This window comes from Xanthomonas massiliensis, assembly GCF_900018785.1.
Classification (GTDB): Bacteria; Pseudomonadota; Gammaproteobacteria; order Xanthomonadales; family Xanthomonadaceae; genus Xanthomonas_B; species Xanthomonas_B massiliensis.
Genome location: NZ_FCOY01000007.1, coordinates 685,779 through 703,096, shown reverse-complemented (window position 1 = coordinate 703,096; position 17,318 = coordinate 685,779). Strand labels below are relative to the sequence as shown.

General features: G+C 71.0%; 13 protein-coding genes. 8 read left to right on the top strand and 5 right to left on the bottom strand.

Annotated elements, in window-relative coordinates; all coding sequences use genetic code 11:
• Positions 1-83: 83 nt before the first annotated feature.
• Together secA and BN3794_RS13260 are read left to right on the top strand one after the other, a co-directional pair.
• Positions 84-2,837: a preprotein translocase subunit SecA gene (gene secA / locus BN3794_RS13265; protein WP_066097960.1), complete on the top strand. Its 2,754-nt coding sequence runs from the start codon at positions 84-86 to the stop codon at positions 2,835-2,837.
• A gap of 341 nt (positions 2,838-3,178) precedes the next feature.
• Positions 3,179-4,090 carry a Nudix family hydrolase gene (locus BN3794_RS13260; protein ID WP_066097958.1) on the top strand — a complete coding sequence of 304 codons (912 nt, stop codon included), beginning with the start codon at positions 3,179-3,181 and terminating at the stop codon, positions 4,088-4,090.
• Here BN3794_RS13260 and BN3794_RS13255 read toward each other — a convergent pair.
• The 3 genes from BN3794_RS13255 to metF form a co-directional block, all read right to left on the bottom strand.
• Entirely contained in the window at positions 4,077-4,637 is a 561-nt protein-coding gene (locus BN3794_RS13255) for a hypothetical protein (RefSeq protein WP_066097957.1), read from the bottom strand. The two genes, BN3794_RS13260 and BN3794_RS13255, sit on opposite strands and share 14 nt — an antisense overlap.
• Positions 4,638-5,041: 404 nt before the next feature.
• Complete coding sequence (locus tag BN3794_RS13250; RefSeq protein ID WP_066097954.1) at positions 5,042-7,342, bottom strand: TonB-dependent hemoglobin/transferrin/lactoferrin family receptor; 2,301 nt, start codon at positions 7,340-7,342, stop codon at positions 5,042-5,044.
• A gap of 217 nt (positions 7,343-7,559) precedes the next feature.
• Positions 7,560-8,384: a methylenetetrahydrofolate reductase [NAD(P)H] gene (gene metF / locus BN3794_RS13245; protein ID WP_066097952.1), complete on the bottom strand. Its 825-nt coding sequence runs from the start codon at positions 8,382-8,384 to the stop codon at positions 7,560-7,562.
• A gap of 174 nt (positions 8,385-8,558) precedes the next feature.
• On the opposite strand from metF, the gene BN3794_RS13240 reads away from it, so the two are divergent.
• From BN3794_RS13240 to BN3794_RS13215, 6 genes are read left to right on the top strand one after another with little or no spacing between them, the layout of a single operon-like run.
• A complete protein-coding gene (locus tag BN3794_RS13240) occupies positions 8,559-10,784 on the top strand; it encodes a TonB-dependent siderophore receptor (protein WP_078059754.1) in 2,226 nt (741 codons plus the stop codon).
• A gap of 4 nt (positions 10,785-10,788) precedes the next feature.
• Positions 10,789-11,085, top strand: coding sequence for a hypothetical protein (locus tag BN3794_RS13235; RefSeq protein ID WP_147675774.1), 297 nt, complete (start codon positions 10,789-10,791; stop codon positions 11,083-11,085).
• Positions 11,082-11,384, top strand: a complete 303-nt coding sequence (locus BN3794_RS13230) for a hypothetical protein (protein WP_066097948.1) — start codon at positions 11,082-11,084, stop codon at positions 11,382-11,384. The genes BN3794_RS13235 and BN3794_RS13230 overlap by 4 nt, the downstream gene beginning before the upstream one ends.
• Before the next feature lie 4 nt (positions 11,385-11,388).
• The gene (locus BN3794_RS13225; protein ID WP_066097946.1) at positions 11,389-12,963 is read left to right on the top strand and encodes a PepSY-associated TM helix domain-containing protein; all 1,575 of its coding nucleotides are present in this window, start codon (positions 11,389-11,391) and stop codon (positions 12,961-12,963) included.
• Between the two features lie 58 nt (positions 12,964-13,021).
• A complete protein-coding gene (locus tag BN3794_RS13220) occupies positions 13,022-13,777 on the top strand; it encodes a metallophosphoesterase family protein (RefSeq protein WP_066097944.1) in 756 nt (251 codons plus the stop codon).
• A 30-nt stretch (positions 13,778-13,807) separates the two neighbouring features.
• On the top strand, positions 13,808-14,365 hold the full coding sequence (locus BN3794_RS13215) for a DUF3228 family protein (protein ID WP_066097942.1): 558 nt from the start codon (positions 13,808-13,810) through the stop codon (positions 14,363-14,365).
• Between the two features lie 134 nt (positions 14,366-14,499).
• On the opposite strand, the gene BN3794_RS13210 is transcribed toward BN3794_RS13215, so the two are convergent.
• Together BN3794_RS13210 and grxB are read right to left on the bottom strand one after the other, a co-directional pair.
• Positions 14,500-15,879 (bottom strand): MFS transporter, encoded by a 1,380-nt coding sequence (locus BN3794_RS13210; RefSeq protein WP_066097941.1) that lies wholly within the window; start codon positions 15,877-15,879, stop codon positions 14,500-14,502.
• A 405-nt stretch (positions 15,880-16,284) separates the two neighbouring features.
• Positions 16,285-16,923 (bottom strand): glutaredoxin 2, encoded by a 639-nt coding sequence (gene grxB, locus BN3794_RS13205; RefSeq protein WP_066097939.1) that lies wholly within the window; start codon positions 16,921-16,923, stop codon positions 16,285-16,287.
• Between the last annotated feature and the right edge of the window lie 395 nt (positions 16,924-17,318).

Genomic DNA, 17,318 nt, shown 5'->3' with positions numbered 1-17,318 from the left:
GCGCATTGCGCCCTGTTTCGTTTGTGGCGGCTGCCGCGGCGGCCCGCCCCGCGGTCGGCGTTCCTTCCAAACCGGTTTCCCCAATGATCAACAGCCTGCTTACCCGCGTTTTCGGTAGTCGCAACGAACGCCTGCTGCGCCAGCTCAACCGCCTCGTCGCCAAGATCAACGCGCTGGAGCCGGACATCCAGACGCTTTCCGACGTGCAGCTGCAGGCCAAGACGCCGGAATTCAAGCAGCGCCTGGAGAAGGGCGAGACCCTGGACCAGATCCTGCCGGAGGCCTTCGCGGTATGCCGCGAGGCCAGCAAGCGCGTGCTCGGCATGCGCCACTACGACGTGCAGCTGATCGGCGGCATGGTGCTGCACCTGGGCAAGATCGCCGAGATGCGCACCGGCGAGGGCAAGACCCTGGTGGCCACCCTGCCGGTGTACCTCAACGCGCTCGAGGGCAAGGGCGTGCACGTGGTCACCGTCAACGACTACCTGGCGCGCCGCGACGCCGGCCAGATGGGCAAGCTGTACAACTGGCTGGGCCTGTCGGTGGGCGTGGTGTTCCCGGGCATGCCGCACTCGGACAAGCACGCCGCCTACGCCGCCGACATCACCTACGGCACCAACAACGAGTTCGGCTTCGACTACCTGCGCGACAACATGGCGCTGAGCAAGGCCGACCGCTACCAGCGCGGGCTGAACTACGCCATCGTCGACGAGGTCGACTCGATCCTGATCGACGAGGCGCGCACCCCGCTGATCATCTCCGGCCCGGCCGACGAGTCGCCGGAGCTGTACATCCGCGTCAACCGCATCGTGCCCAACCTGACCCGCCAGGCGACCGAGGAAGGCGAGGGCGACTACTGGGTGGACGAGAAGGGCAAGCAGGTCTACCTGTCCGAGGCCGGCATGGAACATGCCGAGCGGCTGCTGCACGAGGCCGGCATCATCGCCGAGGGCGACAACCTGTACGCCGGCAGCAACCTGAGCGTGGTCCACCACCTCAACGCGGCGCTGCGCGCCCACGCCATCTACCAGCGCGACGTGGACTACATCGTGCGCGACGGCGAGGTGGTGATCGTGGACGAGTTCACCGGCCGCACCCTGCCGGGGCGGCGCTGGTCCGACGGCCTGCACCAGGCGGTGGAGGCCAAGGAAGGCGTGCCGGTGCAGCGCGAGAACCAGACCCTGGCGTCCATCACCTTCCAGAACCTGTTCCGCATGTACAAGAAGCTGTCCGGCATGACCGGTACGGCCGATACGGAAGCCTACGAGTTCCAGAGCATCTACGGCCTGGAAGTGGTGGTGATCCCGACCAACCGCCCGACCGTGCGCAAGGACCATCCCGACCAGGTGTTCCTCAACCGCAAGGGCAAGTTCAACGCGGTGCTGGAGGACATCAAGGACTGCGCCAAGCGCGGCCAGCCGGTGCTGGTGGGCACCACCTCGATCGAGACCTCGGAGATGCTCTCCGAGCACCTGCGCAAGGCCGGCGTCAGGCACGAGGTGCTCAACGCCAAGCAGCACGAGCGCGAGGCGACCATCGTCGCCAACGCCGGCCAGCCCGGCGCGGTGACCATCGCCACCAACATGGCCGGCCGCGGCACCGACATCGTGCTCGGCGGCTCGCTGGAGGCGGACCTGGCCGCGCTTGGCGAGGACGCCGGCGACGAGCAGCGCGCCGCGGCGAAGGCCGCCTGGCAGCAGCGCCACGACGCGGTCAAGGCCGCCGGCGGCCTGCACATCGTCGGCACCGAGCGCCACGAGAGCCGCCGCATCGACAACCAGCTGCGCGGCCGTTCCGGCCGCCAGGGCGACCCGGGTTCCTCGCGCTTCTACCTGTCGCTGGAAGACAACCTGATGCGCATCTTCGCCTCGGACTGGGTCCAGAAGGCGATGAAGCTGATGGGCATGAAGGAGGACGACGTCATCGAGGACCGCCTGGTCAGCCGCCAGATCGAGAAGGCGCAGCGCAAGGTCGAGGCCCACAACTTCGACATCCGCAAGAACCTGCTCGATTTCGACGACGTCAACAACGACCAGCGCAAGGTGATCTACGCCCAGCGCGACGAGCTGCTCGATGCCGAGTCGGTCAAGGAGAACGTGGACGGCATCCGCCAGGACGTGGTCTACGACCTGGTCACCCGCTTCGTGCCGCCGAACTCGATCGACGAGCAGTGGGACCTGCCCGGCCTGCAGGCCGCGCTGCAGAGCGACCTGGGCCTGGACCTGGCGCTGGTGGACTGGGCCGCCGGGCAGGAGGAACTGGACGCCCAGGGCGTGGTGGCCAAGGTCGAGCAGGCCGTGGCCGAGCTGTTCGAGCAGAAGGAGCAGGCGCTGGGCGCCGAGACCATGCGCGCGCTGGAGAAGCACGTGATGCTGACCGTGCTCGACCAGGCGTGGAAGGAGCACCTGGCGCGCATGGACTACCTGCGCCAGGGCATCTACCTGCGCGGCTATGCGCAGAAGCAGCCCAAGCAGGAATACAAGAAGGAAGCCTTCGAGCTGTTCTCGCAGATGCTGGAGAACGTCAAGCGCGAGGTGATCGGGCTGCTTGCGCGGGTGCGCATCCGCACCGAGGAGGAGGTGGCCGCGATGGAGGCCGCCGAGCGCCAGCAGGTGCAGGCGCGGCTGCAGGCCTCGCAGTTCCAGAAGGAGGACACCGGCAGCTACAGCGCCGACGAGGAGGCCGCGCAGGTCGCGGCGAGCCGGCAGCAGGGCGCCGCCGTCGCGCCGACGCCGGTGACCCAGGTCGTGCGCGAGGAGCCCAAGGTCGGCCGCAACGACCCGTGCCCGTGCGGCAGCGGCAAGAAGTACAAGCACTGCCACGGCCAGCTCAGCTGAGGCCGGGTTGAGCGGCGTGCGGCCCGCCTTGCGGGCTGTATTGCCGCAATCGGTGTGGCGGGTCCCGGAGCTGCCGGTTCCGGCCGCACCCCCTCCGCGCCAACGCCCCCAACGCCCCCACGTCTTCGGCGCGGGGGCGTTTTTCCTGGGGGGCCTCGCGGCCTTCGCTGCGCTGTCGCCCCGGTCCGCGCATGTTGCGGGAGGCGGGCGGCCGCACCCTCTCGCTCCGGGCCTGGGAACTTCCGTGGCCGACGCTTGCGCCCGTCACCTGCCGTGACCGGAAGGCGGAAAGTGGCCTCCGGCCCTTGCCCGGCGGCGGCCGGGCACGGCAAAGTCGGGCCATGCCCGATTCCCTGAGATCGATCCATGTCGTGGCCGGCGTCATTGCCGATGCGCGCGGCCGCATCCTGCTCACCCGGCGTACTGAACGCAGCGACCTGCCGGGATTGTGGGAATTCCCGGGCGGCAAGCTCGAGGCGGGGGAAAGCCCGGAACAGGCGCTGGCCCGCGAGCTGCGTGAGGAACTGGGCATCGACGCGCAGGTCGGCCAATGCCTGATCGAGGTACCGCAGCGCTATCCGGACAAGCGCCTGCGCCTGGAGGTGCGCCGGGTAGCGGCGTTCTCCGGCAAGGCGCGCGGGCGCGAGGGCCAGCCCCTGGTGTGGGTGCCGCCGGAGCGGCTGGAGCGCTATTCGATGCCGCCGGCCGACAAGCCGGTGGTGGCGCTGCTGCGCCAGCCCGAGCGCTACCTGCGCCTGCCCGAGCCCGACGGTGCCGCCGGCTGGCTGGAAACCATCGAGGCGGCGCTGGCGCAGGGCGCGGGCCTGGTGGCGCTGCATTCGTCCGAGCGGGGCGTGGCGTGGGCCGGCCTGGTGCGGCGCGCATTGGCACGTTTCGGCCGGCGCCGGGTGCGCTGGCTGCTGCAGGACGATGCCGACCTGGCGCAGGCACTGGGCATCGGCGTGCAGCTGCGCGGCGATGCCCTGGCCGCCCTGGCGACGCGGCCCCTGGCGTCCGGCCAGGCCGTGGCCGCCTGCTGCGACGGTGCCAACGCGCTGGCGCAGGCCCAGCGCCTGGGCGTGGATTTCGCCGTGGTGACGCCCGGTACGGGCGCGGTGGCGCCGGACTGGGCGCGGTTCGAGCGCCTGCGCGAGGACGTGTCGCTGCCGCTGTACGTGGCCGGGTGCGCGGACGTGGCCGAGGCCCGCCGCCACGGGGCGCAGGGCGTGGCGACGGGCTTCAGCGCAGGCTGATCCAGAAGCAGCCGTACTGGCGACGCAACCCGAACACGGTGCGCGCGGGCGTGGCCCCGCCGCGCAGGGTCTGTTCCAGGCGCAGCCCCACCGGATGGCGTGCGCCGGCGTCGGCGCCGCTTTCCGCGGATGCCGCATCGATGTCCCCGCCGCCGTCGGCGTAGACCGGCGCGATGTCCACCAGCGGGCGTTGGACGACGGCCTCCAGCCGTTCCAGCACGCCGTTGGTCTGCGCGGCGGGGATGCCCGCCCACCAGTAGGCGGCCGACAGCCCGTTGACGTCCTGCGCGGCGACCGCGTTGCGCATCTGCTGGACCAGCTCGCTCAGGCGGCGGCTGCATCCGGCGCGGGCCAACGTGGCCGCCGCGGTAGCCCGGGCGGTCGGCGTGGCCGGTGGCGGCAGATGGGGCCGTGCGCCGACATCCTCGCAGCGGCGGTCGGTGAACACGGAGGTCCCGTCCGGCCCGGTGCAGCGCTGGATCGCGCCGGACTGGGCGTGCGCGGCACCGGCCATGGCCAGTGCCAGCAGAAGCAGGATCGATCGCATCGTCGCAGCCTAGCCGCGGTGGCGGCAGGCGTACAGCGACGGGACGGCAACGCGCGTCGCGGCCACGAGGAACGACGGGGATGCGTGGCCATCGCGGGCAGGCGCCGGTGCGGGCGGTTGCCCGACCCCGTGGATCCACGCCCGCGCGCCGGCCTCGGGGGTGCGGCAGCTCACCGCCATATGCGCAAGGGGCAGGCATCGGGCGCCCGTCCCCTGCCATCGGCGACCCGCCTGCCGAGCGGGAGATCGCCGGCGGGCCGGAATACGCTGCCGCGCTACGGCTTGCCGAGGCGCATGCCTGGGCTGGCCCCGCCCACGCAGCATGGCTGCAAGCGGCGGGCGGCCGGGTGTCGACCCGGCCGCAGCCCCTCCGCCGGCCGCCGTCGCGGACCGGCGCGCCGGCCTCAGAAGGTGTAGCGCAGCGAAGCGGTGATGTAGCGCCCGGGCATGGTGTACAGGTCCAGGGTGGCGCCGGTGGAGACGACGTCGTTCACGCCGTTGCCGCTGACCAGGTTGCCGAGGTTGCCGCCCTGCAGGTTGCCCCAGTCCCAGTACTTGCGGTCGGTGAGGTTGTTCAGGCCGACGTCCAGCTCCAGGTTGTCGGTGGGGCGGTAGTGGGCGAAGAAGTCGAGCTTGCCGTAGCCGGGCGGGCGGAAGTAGGTGGCCTTGCTGAGCTGGCTGTGGCGGCGCACGCCGGTGCCGACCAGCTCGGCGCCCCAGTCTTGCGCGTCGTAGGCGATGCCGAGCACCGCCTTGGCCGGATCGACGGTGTTGAGCGGGCTGTAGCCGCTGTCGCCCGGCTGGATCAGCAGGCCCTTGGCGATCGAGGCGCTGGCGTTGATGGACCAGCCGGCCAGGGCGTCGGAGAACCAGCCCAGGCGCAGCTGCCCGCTGGCTTCGGCGCCCTTGATGATGGCGTGCTTGGCGTTCACCGCCTGGAACGCCTGCACCGTGGTCGCGGTCGGCATCAGCGCGTAGAACCAGTCGGGGATGCTGGCGGCATCGAGCTGGTAGCCGCTCCAGATGAAGTCGTCGTAGTAGGTGTAGTAGCCGCTCAGGTTGAACCAGCCCGCGTCGCCGGCGCCGCGCAGGCCGATCTCGCCGCCGCGGCTGGTCTCTTCCTTCAGGTCGTGGTTGGGCAGGTAGCCGATGTTGATGACTACCGGGCCGTAGCTGGCGGTCTCGCCCCAGGCGCCGTCGATCTCGTTGTACAGCGGCGGGCGGAAGCCCTCGGTGTAGTTGAAGTAGGCGCTGAGGGTGTCGTTGAACTTCCACTGCAGGCCGAGCTTGGGCGACACGCCGGTGGCGCTGTAGTCCTGCCGCGGCGCGCCGGTCATGGCGTAGTACAGGCTGTCCTCGCGCGGCTTGTATTCGTAGCGGTCCACGCGCACGCCGGGGGTGATGGTCAGGCGGTCGTCGAGCAGGCTGATCCGGTCCTGGCCGAACACGGCGTAGCGGTCGGTGTCGCTGCGCGGGAACAGGTGCATCGGGTAGGTGCCGGGCAGGTAGCTGGAGCTGCTGCCGCTGGCGCCGGTGGTCTTGTTGACCCCGTAGCCGCCGACATAGCCCTTGGGCGTGGTCCGCGACAGTTCCAGGCCGTAGCTGAAGGTCTGGTCAACCGCGTCGCCGGCAAGGTGCCGGTTGGCCACCAGCTTGCCGCCGAAGGTCTTTTCCTGGTCGGGCAGGCTGCTGTAGTAGCGGGCGATGGTGGCGGTGTCGGTCTGGGTGTTGGTGAGGCTGGAGGTCTTCTGCCAGTACGCGGTCCAGTCCAGGCTGTCGGCCAGCACGCTGCCCAGCTCGCCGTAGGACTGGCCGAAATCGAGCTTGAAGCGCCGGTTGCTGTCCTGGGAGCGGTAGTAGCTGGCCGCGCCGGTCACGCTGGTCAGGTTGTCGGAGCGGCTGTCGGTGCGCGAGGTCTCCACGCCGAGGAAGTCGCGGCGGCCGCTGTCGGCGTCGTGCACGTACTTGGCCAGCAGGCCGGTCTGCTTGTAGGCCAGCGGATCGGCCTGGGTGCGGCCGGTGGCGCCGGTGCCGCCGACGTCGCCCTTGTTCTCGGTCTCGCGCCCGCGGCGGTAGCTGGCCTGCAGCAGCACGCTGTCGCGGGCATCGCCGAAGGCGAAGCTGGCCACGGCGCCCTTGCTGTTGTCGCTGCCGTCGTAGGACGCCTTGACCTGGCCACCGAAGGCCCGGCCGGGCTGCAGGTAGTCCACCGGGTCCTTGGTCCGCAGGCTGACCATGCCGCCCATCGCGTCGGAGGGATACAGCGCCGAGACTGGGCCGCGGATGATCTGCACGTCCTTGATGTTGTCCAGGTCGATCTGGTTGCGGCCGGCACGGAAGCTGCCGCCGGCGACGCTGGCGCCGAACGAGGCCGGCAGCGACACGCCGTCGATCTCGATCCGGGTCCGGTTGCCGGACAGGCCGCGGATGTTGAAGCTGTCCAGGCCGAAGCGTCCGGCGGTGCCGACCACCGACACGCCCGGCTCGTAGCGCACCAGGTCGCGGATGTTCTGCACCATGTAGCGGTCGATCTTCTCGCGGGTGATCACCGACACGGTGCCGGGCGTGTCGAGCTTGACCGCCGGCTGGGTCGCGGTGACGTCCACCTGCGGCAGGGTGATGGCCGGGGCATCGGCGAACGCCGGCGTGGCCAGCGACAGGCCGATCAGCGCGGCCAGGGGCGAAGTGCGTGGGAAATTGCGCATGGACTCCTCATCAACCCCGGTTCTGGCGGGGCAGTCGATAAGGCGTGCTTGCTGCGGGGCCGGACGCGGTGGGCCGGCGAATGGCTGGCTGCCTGGTTGGGATGGCGTGCGCCGGTGGCCGGCGCAGTGGGGTGCGCGAGAATACGGCCATTCGCGCGTGACGGGATTTTATTCCTGACAAGGACGCCGCGTGGCGCGCGGTCCGTTTCGCGTTCGTTCAGGACAACCGGGCCAGCACGGCGCTGGCGGGCCTGGCCAGGTTGAGGGTGTAGAAGTGCAATCCCGGCGCGCCGCCGTCGAGCAGGCGCCGGCACAGCTGCGCGACCACGTCGGCGCCGAAGGCCTTCACCGAGTCGGCATCGTCGCCGTAGGCGGCCATGCGCTGGCCGATCCAGCGCGGGATCTCGGCGCCGCACTGCTCGGAGAAGCGGCGCAGCTGGCTGAAATTGGAGATCGGCATGATCCCCGGGATGACCGGGATCTCCACGCCCAGCCGGCGCACATCGTCGACGAAGCGGAAGTAGGCGTCGGCGTTGTAGAAGTACTGGGTGATGGCGGCGTCGGCGCCGGCCTCGACCTTGGCCTTGAAATGGCGCAGGTCGGCCAGCGCATCGCTGGCCTGCGGGTGCGTCTCCGGGTAGGCGCCGACCTCGATGTGGAAGGCATCGCCGTGCTCGGCGCGGATGAAGGCGATCAGGTCGGCGGCGTAGCGCAGGTCGCCGGGGTGGCCCATGCCCGAGGGCAGGTCGCCGCGCAGGGCGACGATGCGGGTGCAGCCGATGGCGCGGTACAGCTTGAGCAGCTCGCGGATCTCCTCGCGGCTGCCGCCCACGCACGACAGGTGCGGCGCCGCCTCGAAGCCGTGGTGCTGCTTGAGGTGGCGCACGGTCTCGGAGGTGTAGCTCAGGGTGGAGCCGCCGGCGCCGAAGGTGCACGAGACGTACTCGGGGGCGAACTTCTTCAGCTTGGTGGCGGTGCGGTCCAGCTGCGCCCGCTGCTCGTCGGTCTTGGGCGGGTAGAACTCGAAACTGATCTGGGTCATCGCGGCGGCTGGCCGTGGCGGAGCGCCAATAATATCTCTTTATCGCGATGAAGGCATAGGTTGCTTCGCGTCCCGATGTGTTTGATATCTATTCTCATTTACGGGAAAATAACGTCCGTGCGGCGCCCCGCTGCGTGCGCCCCCCGCCTTCCCGAAGTCTGCGAGGTTCCTCCGATGTCCCGTCGTCCCTGCGTGCGCCTGCCGCGTCGTGCCTGTCTCGCCCTGCTGGTTTCCTCCCTGCTGCTGTCCGGTGCCGGCCTGGCCCGGTCCCCCGCGGACGGCGATGCCGGCAAGGACGATCCGGTCGAGCTGGACACCGTGCGGATCAACGCCTACCGGGCGATCACCAGCACCAGCGGCGCGACCAAGACCAATACCCCGGTCGCCGAGACCTCGCAGTCGATCTCGGTCATCGGCCGCGACGAAATGGACCAGCGCGGCGTGCGGAGCCTCAACGAGGCCATGCGCTACGTCGCCGGCGTCAGCCTGGAAAGCACCGGCATCGACAACCGCGTGGACGACTTCCGCATCCGCGGCTTCGACGCCGGCAGCTGGGCCAACAACGTCACCCTGGACGGCATGCGCGCGCCGCAGGGCGGGCAGTGGAACCGCACCATGTTCGACAGCTGGAACCTGGAGCGGGTGGAAGTGCTCAAGGGGCCCTCGGCGGTGATGTACGGCCAGGTCGCGCCGGGCGGCATGGTCAACCAGGTCAGCAAGACGCCCACGCCCGACCAGGTGCAGCAGCTGCGCTTCGACGTGGACGGATACGGCCAGTACGGCACCGCCTTCGACGTCGGCGGCGGCAGCGCCGACAACGACCACCTGTTCCGCCTGGTCGGCCTGTACCGCGACGGCGATACCCAGATCAAGCACACCGAGCAGAAGCACTGGTTCCTGGCGCCCAGCTATACCTGGCAGGTCGCCGAGCGCACCCGCCTGACCCTGCTGGGCCTGTACCAGAAGGACGACGGCGGCTCGACCTACCAGTTCCTGCCGATGGCCGGCACCCTCGTGTCCACCCCCTACGGCCGGATGAAGAACACCACCTTCATCGGCGAGCCGGACTGGAACACCTTCGACCGCACCATCTGGACCGCCGGCTGGCTGTTCGAGCACGGCTTCAACGAGAACTGGACGCTGCGCCAGAGTGCGCGCCGCACGCACGTGGATTCGCTGTTCCGCACCGTGGTCACCAACGGCGCGCTCAACGCCGACGGCCGCACCCAGGCCCGCCGTGCCACCTGGGGCACCGGCGATTCCGACGGCGACACGCTCGATACGCGCCTGACCGGCAAGTTCGCCACCGGCGCCGCCGAGCACACCCTGCTGTTCGGCGTGGACTGGCAGAAGGCCGACTGGGACGCCGCGCGCGGCGCGATGAGCAACCCGAGCAACATCGACATCTTCAATCCGGTCTACGGCGGCTACGTGCCGGTCACCACCAGCATCGCCTATTCCGGCGGCGTCGACCGCCAGACCGGCGTCTACCTGCAGGACCAGATCGCGCTGGACAAGTGGCGCCTGACCCTGGGCGGCCGCTACGACTGGACCAAGGACGACACCTACACCCAGGCCTACAACGCGGTCAGCGGCGTGACCGGCGCGCGCGTGCCGACCCGGATCGACAACGAGGCCTTCAGCGGCAACGCCGGCGTGCTGTACGTGTTCGACAGCGGCTTCACCCCGTACGTGAGCTATGCCGAGTCGTTCCAGCCTGCGGGCACCGATACCAACATGAGCTATGCGCGCACGCCGTTCGACCCGGTTACCGGCAAGCAGTGGGAGGCCGGCGTGAAATACCAGCCGGCGGGCTTCGACGGCCTGTTCACCCTGGCCGCCTACGACCTGCGCCAGCAGAACATCCTGACCAACGACCCGGATCCCACCCACGACACCTGCGGCACCACCGGCGCCAGCCAGTGCCAGGTCCAGGACGGCGAGGGCCGCGTGCGCGGCGTCGAGCTGGAGGCGCGCATCACCCCGTTCGACGGCTTCAGCGTGATCGGCGCGGCCTCGCGGATGGACTCGAAGGTCACCCGCAGCAACAGCGGCTACCAAGGCAAGCAACTGGCGATGGTGCCGGACTGGACCGCCGCGGTATGGGCCGACTACACCTTCCAGGCCGGTGCGCTGCGCGGCCTGGGCCTGGCCGCCGGCGTGCGCTACAACGGCACCAGCTACGGCGACAGTGCCAACCTGTACCGCATCCCGTCCTACACCCTGTTCGATGCGGCGATCCGCTACGACGCCGGCCGCTTCGGCGCCACCGCGGTCCAGCTGGCGCTCAATGCCAGCAACCTGGCCGACAAGACCTACGTCTCCACCTGTACCGGCACGTCCTCGTGCTTCTACGGCAGCGGCCGCACGGTGACCGCCACCGCGCGCTTCAGCTGGTGACGGTGTGATCGCCGTGGGCGTGCAGGGCGCGACCATGCTGGTGTCGGCGCTGCTCGGTGCGCTGGGGACGATGCTGCTGTACGTGGCCAGCCCGCAGCAGCGCTGGCGTGCGGCCGGTCCATGGCCGGCGCGCCGGCGCTGGCTGCCCGGCGGTACGTGCCTGGTGTTGTCGCTGGCGTTGCTGCTGCCGCTCATGGGCTCGGGCGCGGCGGTATTCGCCTGGCTCACGCTGGCGATGCTGGTCGGCACGGCGGCACCGTTCCTCGGCGCGTGGCGGGCGCGGCGGCGCGAGGCGCGATGAGGCCCCCGCCGGCGAAGCTGGACAGCCGCCACTGGCTGGGCAAGACCTGCGCCGGCACGGTGCTGGGCTTCGGCCTGGCAGTGGCGCTGTCCGGCCTGTTCGCCTGGCTGGGGCCGGGCGGCATCGGTGCCGGCGGCGGCAAGGCGCAGTTCAACATGTGGCTGATGGCACCGGTGTGGGCCGGCGTGCTGAGCTTCGTGTTCCTGTTCCGCGACAGCCTGCGCGCCTGGCTGTGGCTGGGCGCGGCCAACGGGCTGGCCTTCGCGCTGCTGTGGGTCGTGCGCACGGCGATGGGATGAGGGCATGAAACTGCGCAGCGACATCGTCAGGGTCTACAAGGACGTGCACATCTGGGTCGGCATCGTCACCGGGCTGATGCTGTTCATCGCCTTCTATGCCGGCGCCATCACCATGTTCGAGAAGCCGCTGGAGCGCTGGGCCACGCCGCCCTCCGCACTGGGCGAGCCGGTGCCGATGGCGCGTGCCGGCGAGCTGGCGGCGGCGGTGCTGGCCGCGTACCCGCAGGCGGCGCGCAACTATTCGGTGGTGGTGGACATCACTCCGGACCAGCCGGCGCGGGTGATCTGGCGCGAGCGCGGCCAGGGCCGGCGCCAGTTCGTCGAGTACGGCGCCAACTTCGCGCCCGACGGCAGCCTGAAGGTGGAGAAACTGCGCAAGACCAAGGCCGCCGAGCTGGTGGACCGCCTGCACCAGTACGTCGGCCTGCCGTTCCCCGATGCGGTGTCGCGGCCGATCATGGGCGCGGTGTCGCTGGCCTATGCGGTGGCACTGGTGTCGGGGGTGATCGTGCTGTTGCCGACGCTGGCCCGGGATTTTTTCGCCCTGCGCATCGGCGCCAACCTAAAGCGCATGTGGCTGGACGCGCACAATGCGCTGGGCGTGGTCAGCCTGCCGTTCCACCTGATCATGGCGCTGACCTGCGTGGTGTTCGCCTTCCACGACCAGTTCTACGAGGTGCAGGAGAAGGCGGTCTACGGCCAGCGCATCGAATGGGGCCACGACGAGGAGCCGCCACCACCGCCGGGCGCGGTGCCGCTGGCGCCGGGCGAACTGCTGCAACGGGTGCAGCGGCAATTGCCGGGCTTCGAGGTCTACAGCCTGGGCTTCGCCGAGGACCACGGACGGCTGGAGGCGCGCGTGACCGGGCTGGACATCCGCTACGGCACGCGTGCGCGCACCTATGCCAGCACCCACCTGGACCCGTACACCGGGCAGGTGGACCCGCACGACCTGCCCGGCCGGATGGGCGGCTGGGACACCGCGGTCAACAGCTTCTTCATGCTCCACTTCGGCAGCTTCGGCGGCAATCCGGTGCGCTGGATGTACTTCGCGCTCGGCCTGGCCGGGGCGATGCTGTTCTACACCGGCAACCTGCTGTGGATCGAATCGCGGCGCAGGAAGGCGCGCCACGGCACGCCGGTGGCGCAGAAGCGCTCGGCCCGCGTCATGGGCGCGTTGACCGTGGGCGTGTCGCTGGGCTGCGTGGCCGGCATCTCGGCCACCGTGGCCGCGGCCAAGTGGCTGCCGGCGCGGGTACAGGATCTCGGTGCCTGGCACGAGGGCATCTACTACGCCGTGTTCCTGGCCGCCACGGCCTGGGCGCTGTGGCGCGGCGCCGCGCGCGGCGCGTACGAACTGCTGTGGCTGTGCGCGATGGCCACGCTGCTGGTGCCGCTGTCCAGCCTGGTTGGCGCGTGGGGCATCGGCGGCAGTTGGAACCACGCTGGCGGCCGTGCGGTCGACCTGGTGGCGCTGGCCGCGGCGGCGCTGTTCGTGGTGCTGGCGCGACGCACGCGCCGGCGCATGCGCACCGGCGCCGGCGACAGCCTCTGGTCGGCCACATCGCAGCCGGCCTGAACACGGCCGCCGCCGGCCGCCATGGCACGATGGCGCCATCGTCCCCGCGGAGCGGGCCATGCCGCGCATCGCCGTCATTTCCGATATCCATGGCAACCTGGCCGCGCTGGAAGCGGTCGCCGCCGATATCCGCGCCCGCGGCATCGACACCGTGGTCAATCTCGGCGACAGCCTGTCCGGCCCCTTGCTGCCGCGCGAGACCGCGCGCTTCCTGATGGAACGCGGCTGGCCGGCCATCGCCGGCAACCACGAGCGCCACCTGCTCGAGCTGCGCGCCGGCCATGCATACGGTCCGGCCGACCGGTTCGCCGCCGCGCGGCTGGACGAGGCCGGCTGGGCCTGGATCGCCGGCCTGCCGGTATCGCTGCGGTTCGGCGAACTGCTGGCGTGCCACGGCACGCCGGACAACGACCACCACTGGCTGCTGGAGACGGTGCAGGACGGCCGCCTGCAACTGCCCGGGCCGGACGTGCTGCGCGCCCGCCTGCAGGACACGCACGCGGCCGCGGTGGCCTGTGGCCACAGCCACGTGCCGCGGATCGTGCGCGTGGACGATCGCCTGCTGCTCAACCCGGGCAGCGTCGGCATGCCCGCCTATCGCGACGACCGGCCCGATCCCTACGTGGTCGATGCCGGTGCGCCGGACGCGCGCTATGCGGTGCTCGCCTGCGAGGACGGGCGCTGGCGTGCGGAGCTGGTGGCGGTGCCCTACGACCATGCCGCGATGGCCACCCTGGCCGCGCGCAACGGCTTTCCGCAGTGGGCGTACGCGCTGGCCAGCGGCTATGCGCCGCCGCGCACCGGCAACGGCTAAGCTTGCAGCGTGCTCCGCCCCCTGCTGCCCATGTCCATCGTCCTTACCGATTTCGCCCGCACCCGCCTGTTCCCGCGCGACCGGCGCCGCACCGCCATCCAGGACTGCGGCGCCGAGCAGTTCGAGCGCCACCTCAACGAGCACGCGCCGCTGCAGGTGCTCGACGGCTATGCGCCGTTCTGCAAGCTGCACGTGCACCGCAACTGGACCTCCACGCGCTGCTCGGTGGTGGCGATCGACGAGGACAACCGCCACCTGCTGCGCAGCGCCTACGAAGCACGCAGCCGCGAGGAACTGCCGGTGCTGGTGCGCTGGTTCGAGGGCGTCGAGCCGGCCGTGGCCAACTACCTGCTGCCGATCCTTTACAGCCGCGAGCAACTGGCGAAGGAAGGCGCGCCGATCGACGCCGACTGGGGCGTGGTCGGCTGCCTGTACACGATGACGCCGGAGGAACTGCCGATGGCGCCGATCACGATGATGCGCAACGCGCTCGGCGTGGCAGAGGGCGGCTCGGGCGTGCCGCTGGACCGTGACGCGTACCGGCGCAGCGTGGCGTTCTGGGAGACGCACGCGAACTGGCGGCCGTAACGGCAGGAACGCGCTGCGGGCCGCCCGGTCGCGCGGAGCACGGTTGCCGGCCAGGCGCGTGGCGTGCCGGCGCGCCTCGGGGGACGCCCACCGTGCAGCTCGCCTTCGGCGTAGTCCTCGTGCGGCGATCGCCGTCAATCCCCGCCGGCGTCCCGCGTCCCCGCCGGCAACAGCCGGGCCACCGAGGCGAGGGCGCCGGCGCCGGCCAGCAGGCATCCGACCCACAGGGCGGCGCGCGCGCCGGCGGTTCCGGACAACGTCAGGAACAGCGCGACGATGGCCGCGCCCAGCGCCTGTCCCAGCAGCCGTGCCGCGCCGAGGATGCCGCTGGCCGCGCCGGAACGCCGCGCCGGTGCGCTGGCCATGATCGCGCGCTGGTTCGGCGACAGGAACAGGCCGAAGCCGACGCCGCACAGTGCCATGCAGCCGACGATGGCCACGGTCGAGGCGGCGGCGGGCAGCAGCGCCAGCAGGGCGATCCCGGTGGCCAGGCACAGCAGTCCCAGGCCGCCGAGCAGGCCGGCGGGGCAATGGTCGGAGAGCGATCCGGCGAGCGGGGCCAGGGTGGCGCCCATCAGCGGCCAGGGCAGGATCAGCCACCCCAGTTGCACCTGGCTGCGCCCGAGGTCGGCCATGAAATGGAAGGGCAGGGCCACCAGTGCCAGCCCCTGCGTGGCGTAGGCGCATACCGCCACCGCCGTGGACAGGCCGAACCGCGGGATCCGCAGCAGGTCCACGGGCAGGACCGGCACCGGCACTTCGCGCTGCCGCCGCACCAGCAGGTGGCCGCACAGCAACGCCAGCGTCCATTCCCCGGCCACCAGGCCCCAGCCGCCGCGATGGCCGATTTCGCCCAGCCCGTGCACGGCCAGGGCGAACATCGCGAAACACAGCACGGCCGCCACGCCATCGAACCGGGCGGCGGTCCCGGCCGGACGCGGCAGCCACCGCCAGGCCATCGGCAGCGCCAGCAGGCCGACCGGGATGTTGACCAGGAACAGCCAGTGCCAGGTCGCCACGGCCAGGATCGCCGAGGCCAGCACCGGCCCGGCCGCCAGCCCGAAGGCGACCACCAGCGCGTTGATGCCCAGGCCGCGGCCCAGGGTCGCCTGCGGGTAGATGTGCCGGACCAGCGCGCTGTTGGCGCTCATGATCGCCGCCGCGCCCAGGCCCTGCAGCGCCCGCGCGAGGACGAGCAGCTCCAGCGAGCGTGCCGTGCCGCACGCCAGCGAGGCCACGGTGAAGGCGGCGATGCCGCCGACGAACACCGCGCGCTGCCCGACCCGATCCCCGAGCGACGCCAGCGGCAGCATCGCGCCGACCATGGCGAGCTGGTAGCCGGTGACGATCCAGATGGCGTCGGCCGGCGTGGCGCCGAATCCGCGAGCGATCGCCGGCAACGCGGTATTGGTGATCGAGGCATCCAGGGTCGCCAGGCACACCGCCAGGGACAGGGCGAGCATGGCCCAGAGGCGCGCCCCCGGCTGCAGGCCCATGGGTGTGGGCGACGTCATTGCATCTCCTCGGAAGCGGACAGCCGTGCCCGTGCATTATTGGCTTCGTTCGGGATGGGTGGCAGTGGGCTTGCGGGTGCCGATTCTTCCTTTGCAGCAGATTCGGCAGCGGCGCTGCGCGGCGGTCTGCCCATGCCGGTGGCGGACGGGAAGTATTGCTGACGCCGATGACCTGCGGGGCGAGGGTGGCACCGGCCGGCCACGACCGGCTGCGACGCCGAGACGGAATACGCGAGGCATGACCGCCTCCCAAGGCCGGACAGGGGCTTGGCCCTGCCGGTGCAGGTGCGCACGCCGATCGACTTCCTGGGGAGAAGCGGGGCGTGGCGGCAACCAGGACGCCTCGCCCGAGTCTCGCGTACGTCGGCGAAGGCGGCTCGCCGAGGAGCCTGCAGGCGCGCCGGATCAGCGCGCCTGGTCGCCGAAGTCGGCCACGCCGCTGGCCCGGTGCAGGGCGTCGTACCAGGCCTGTGCCTTCGGCCCCAGCCGCACCGCCCTGACGATGCTCAGCGAGCGCAGGATCGGGAACAGCCGGAAGTCGCTCTCGCCGATCGCGTCGCCGGGCGGCGGGACGATGCCTTCCAGTTCGTCCAGCAGCGGCTGCAGCGCGGCGACCTGTTCGCCGGTGCTGTCCAGCAGCGCCTGCAGGTCGCCGAAGGCGCGGGTCTCGCGCTCGGTGTAGGCCGCGCGTGCCTGCGGCGTGGCCAGTTCGGCGAAATCGCCGCGGGTGAAGCGCGGCACCGCCAGGGTGATGGCCGGCTTGAACGCGCGCCCGGCCCAGTCGTCGATCGCCGGCACCGCGGCGGCGGTGATCGCCTTGGGCAGGAACGCTGCGTCCAGGTAGTGGACGATGTCCATGCTCTCGGCCATGTGGCTGCCGTCGGCCTTTTGCAGGATCGGCACCACCTTCTTGCCGACCAGCCGCGTGGGCGTGTCGGCATCGCCCTCCATGATCACCTCGACCGGGATGTCCAGTTGCTTCAGGCCGCGGATCAGCAGGGTGCGGCAGCAGAACGGGCAGTGTTCGTAGACGTAGAGCTTCATGGGCAGGCTTCGTGCGGGGGCGCTTGCGCGGGACGGGACATTATTCCCGAAGGCCCGGGAATCCGGGCCGCGCCCGCGGACCTGGGCATGCTGCCGGCGCGCGGGCATCCCGTGCTGGTGCAGGATGCGGCGCGGCTGCCTGTGGCAGGTGCGGTGCGAACGCAACAAGGCGGCGGCCGACAGGCCGGCGTGGCGTTCACCCCGGCCGGGCAGGCTCGTGCCGGGCGCCAGCGACGAGGCGCGGTTCCATTGCGCAGGTACAACGCGTGGGGCGACGTCCTGCAAGAGCCTAGCAGCGATCCGCGGCTATCCGGGGACATCGCACGAGGGTTCGCCGCTTCGTGCGGGGATTTCCCCGCGTGGCTGCGCGCCGGCGGCCCGCGGTTGCATCTGCC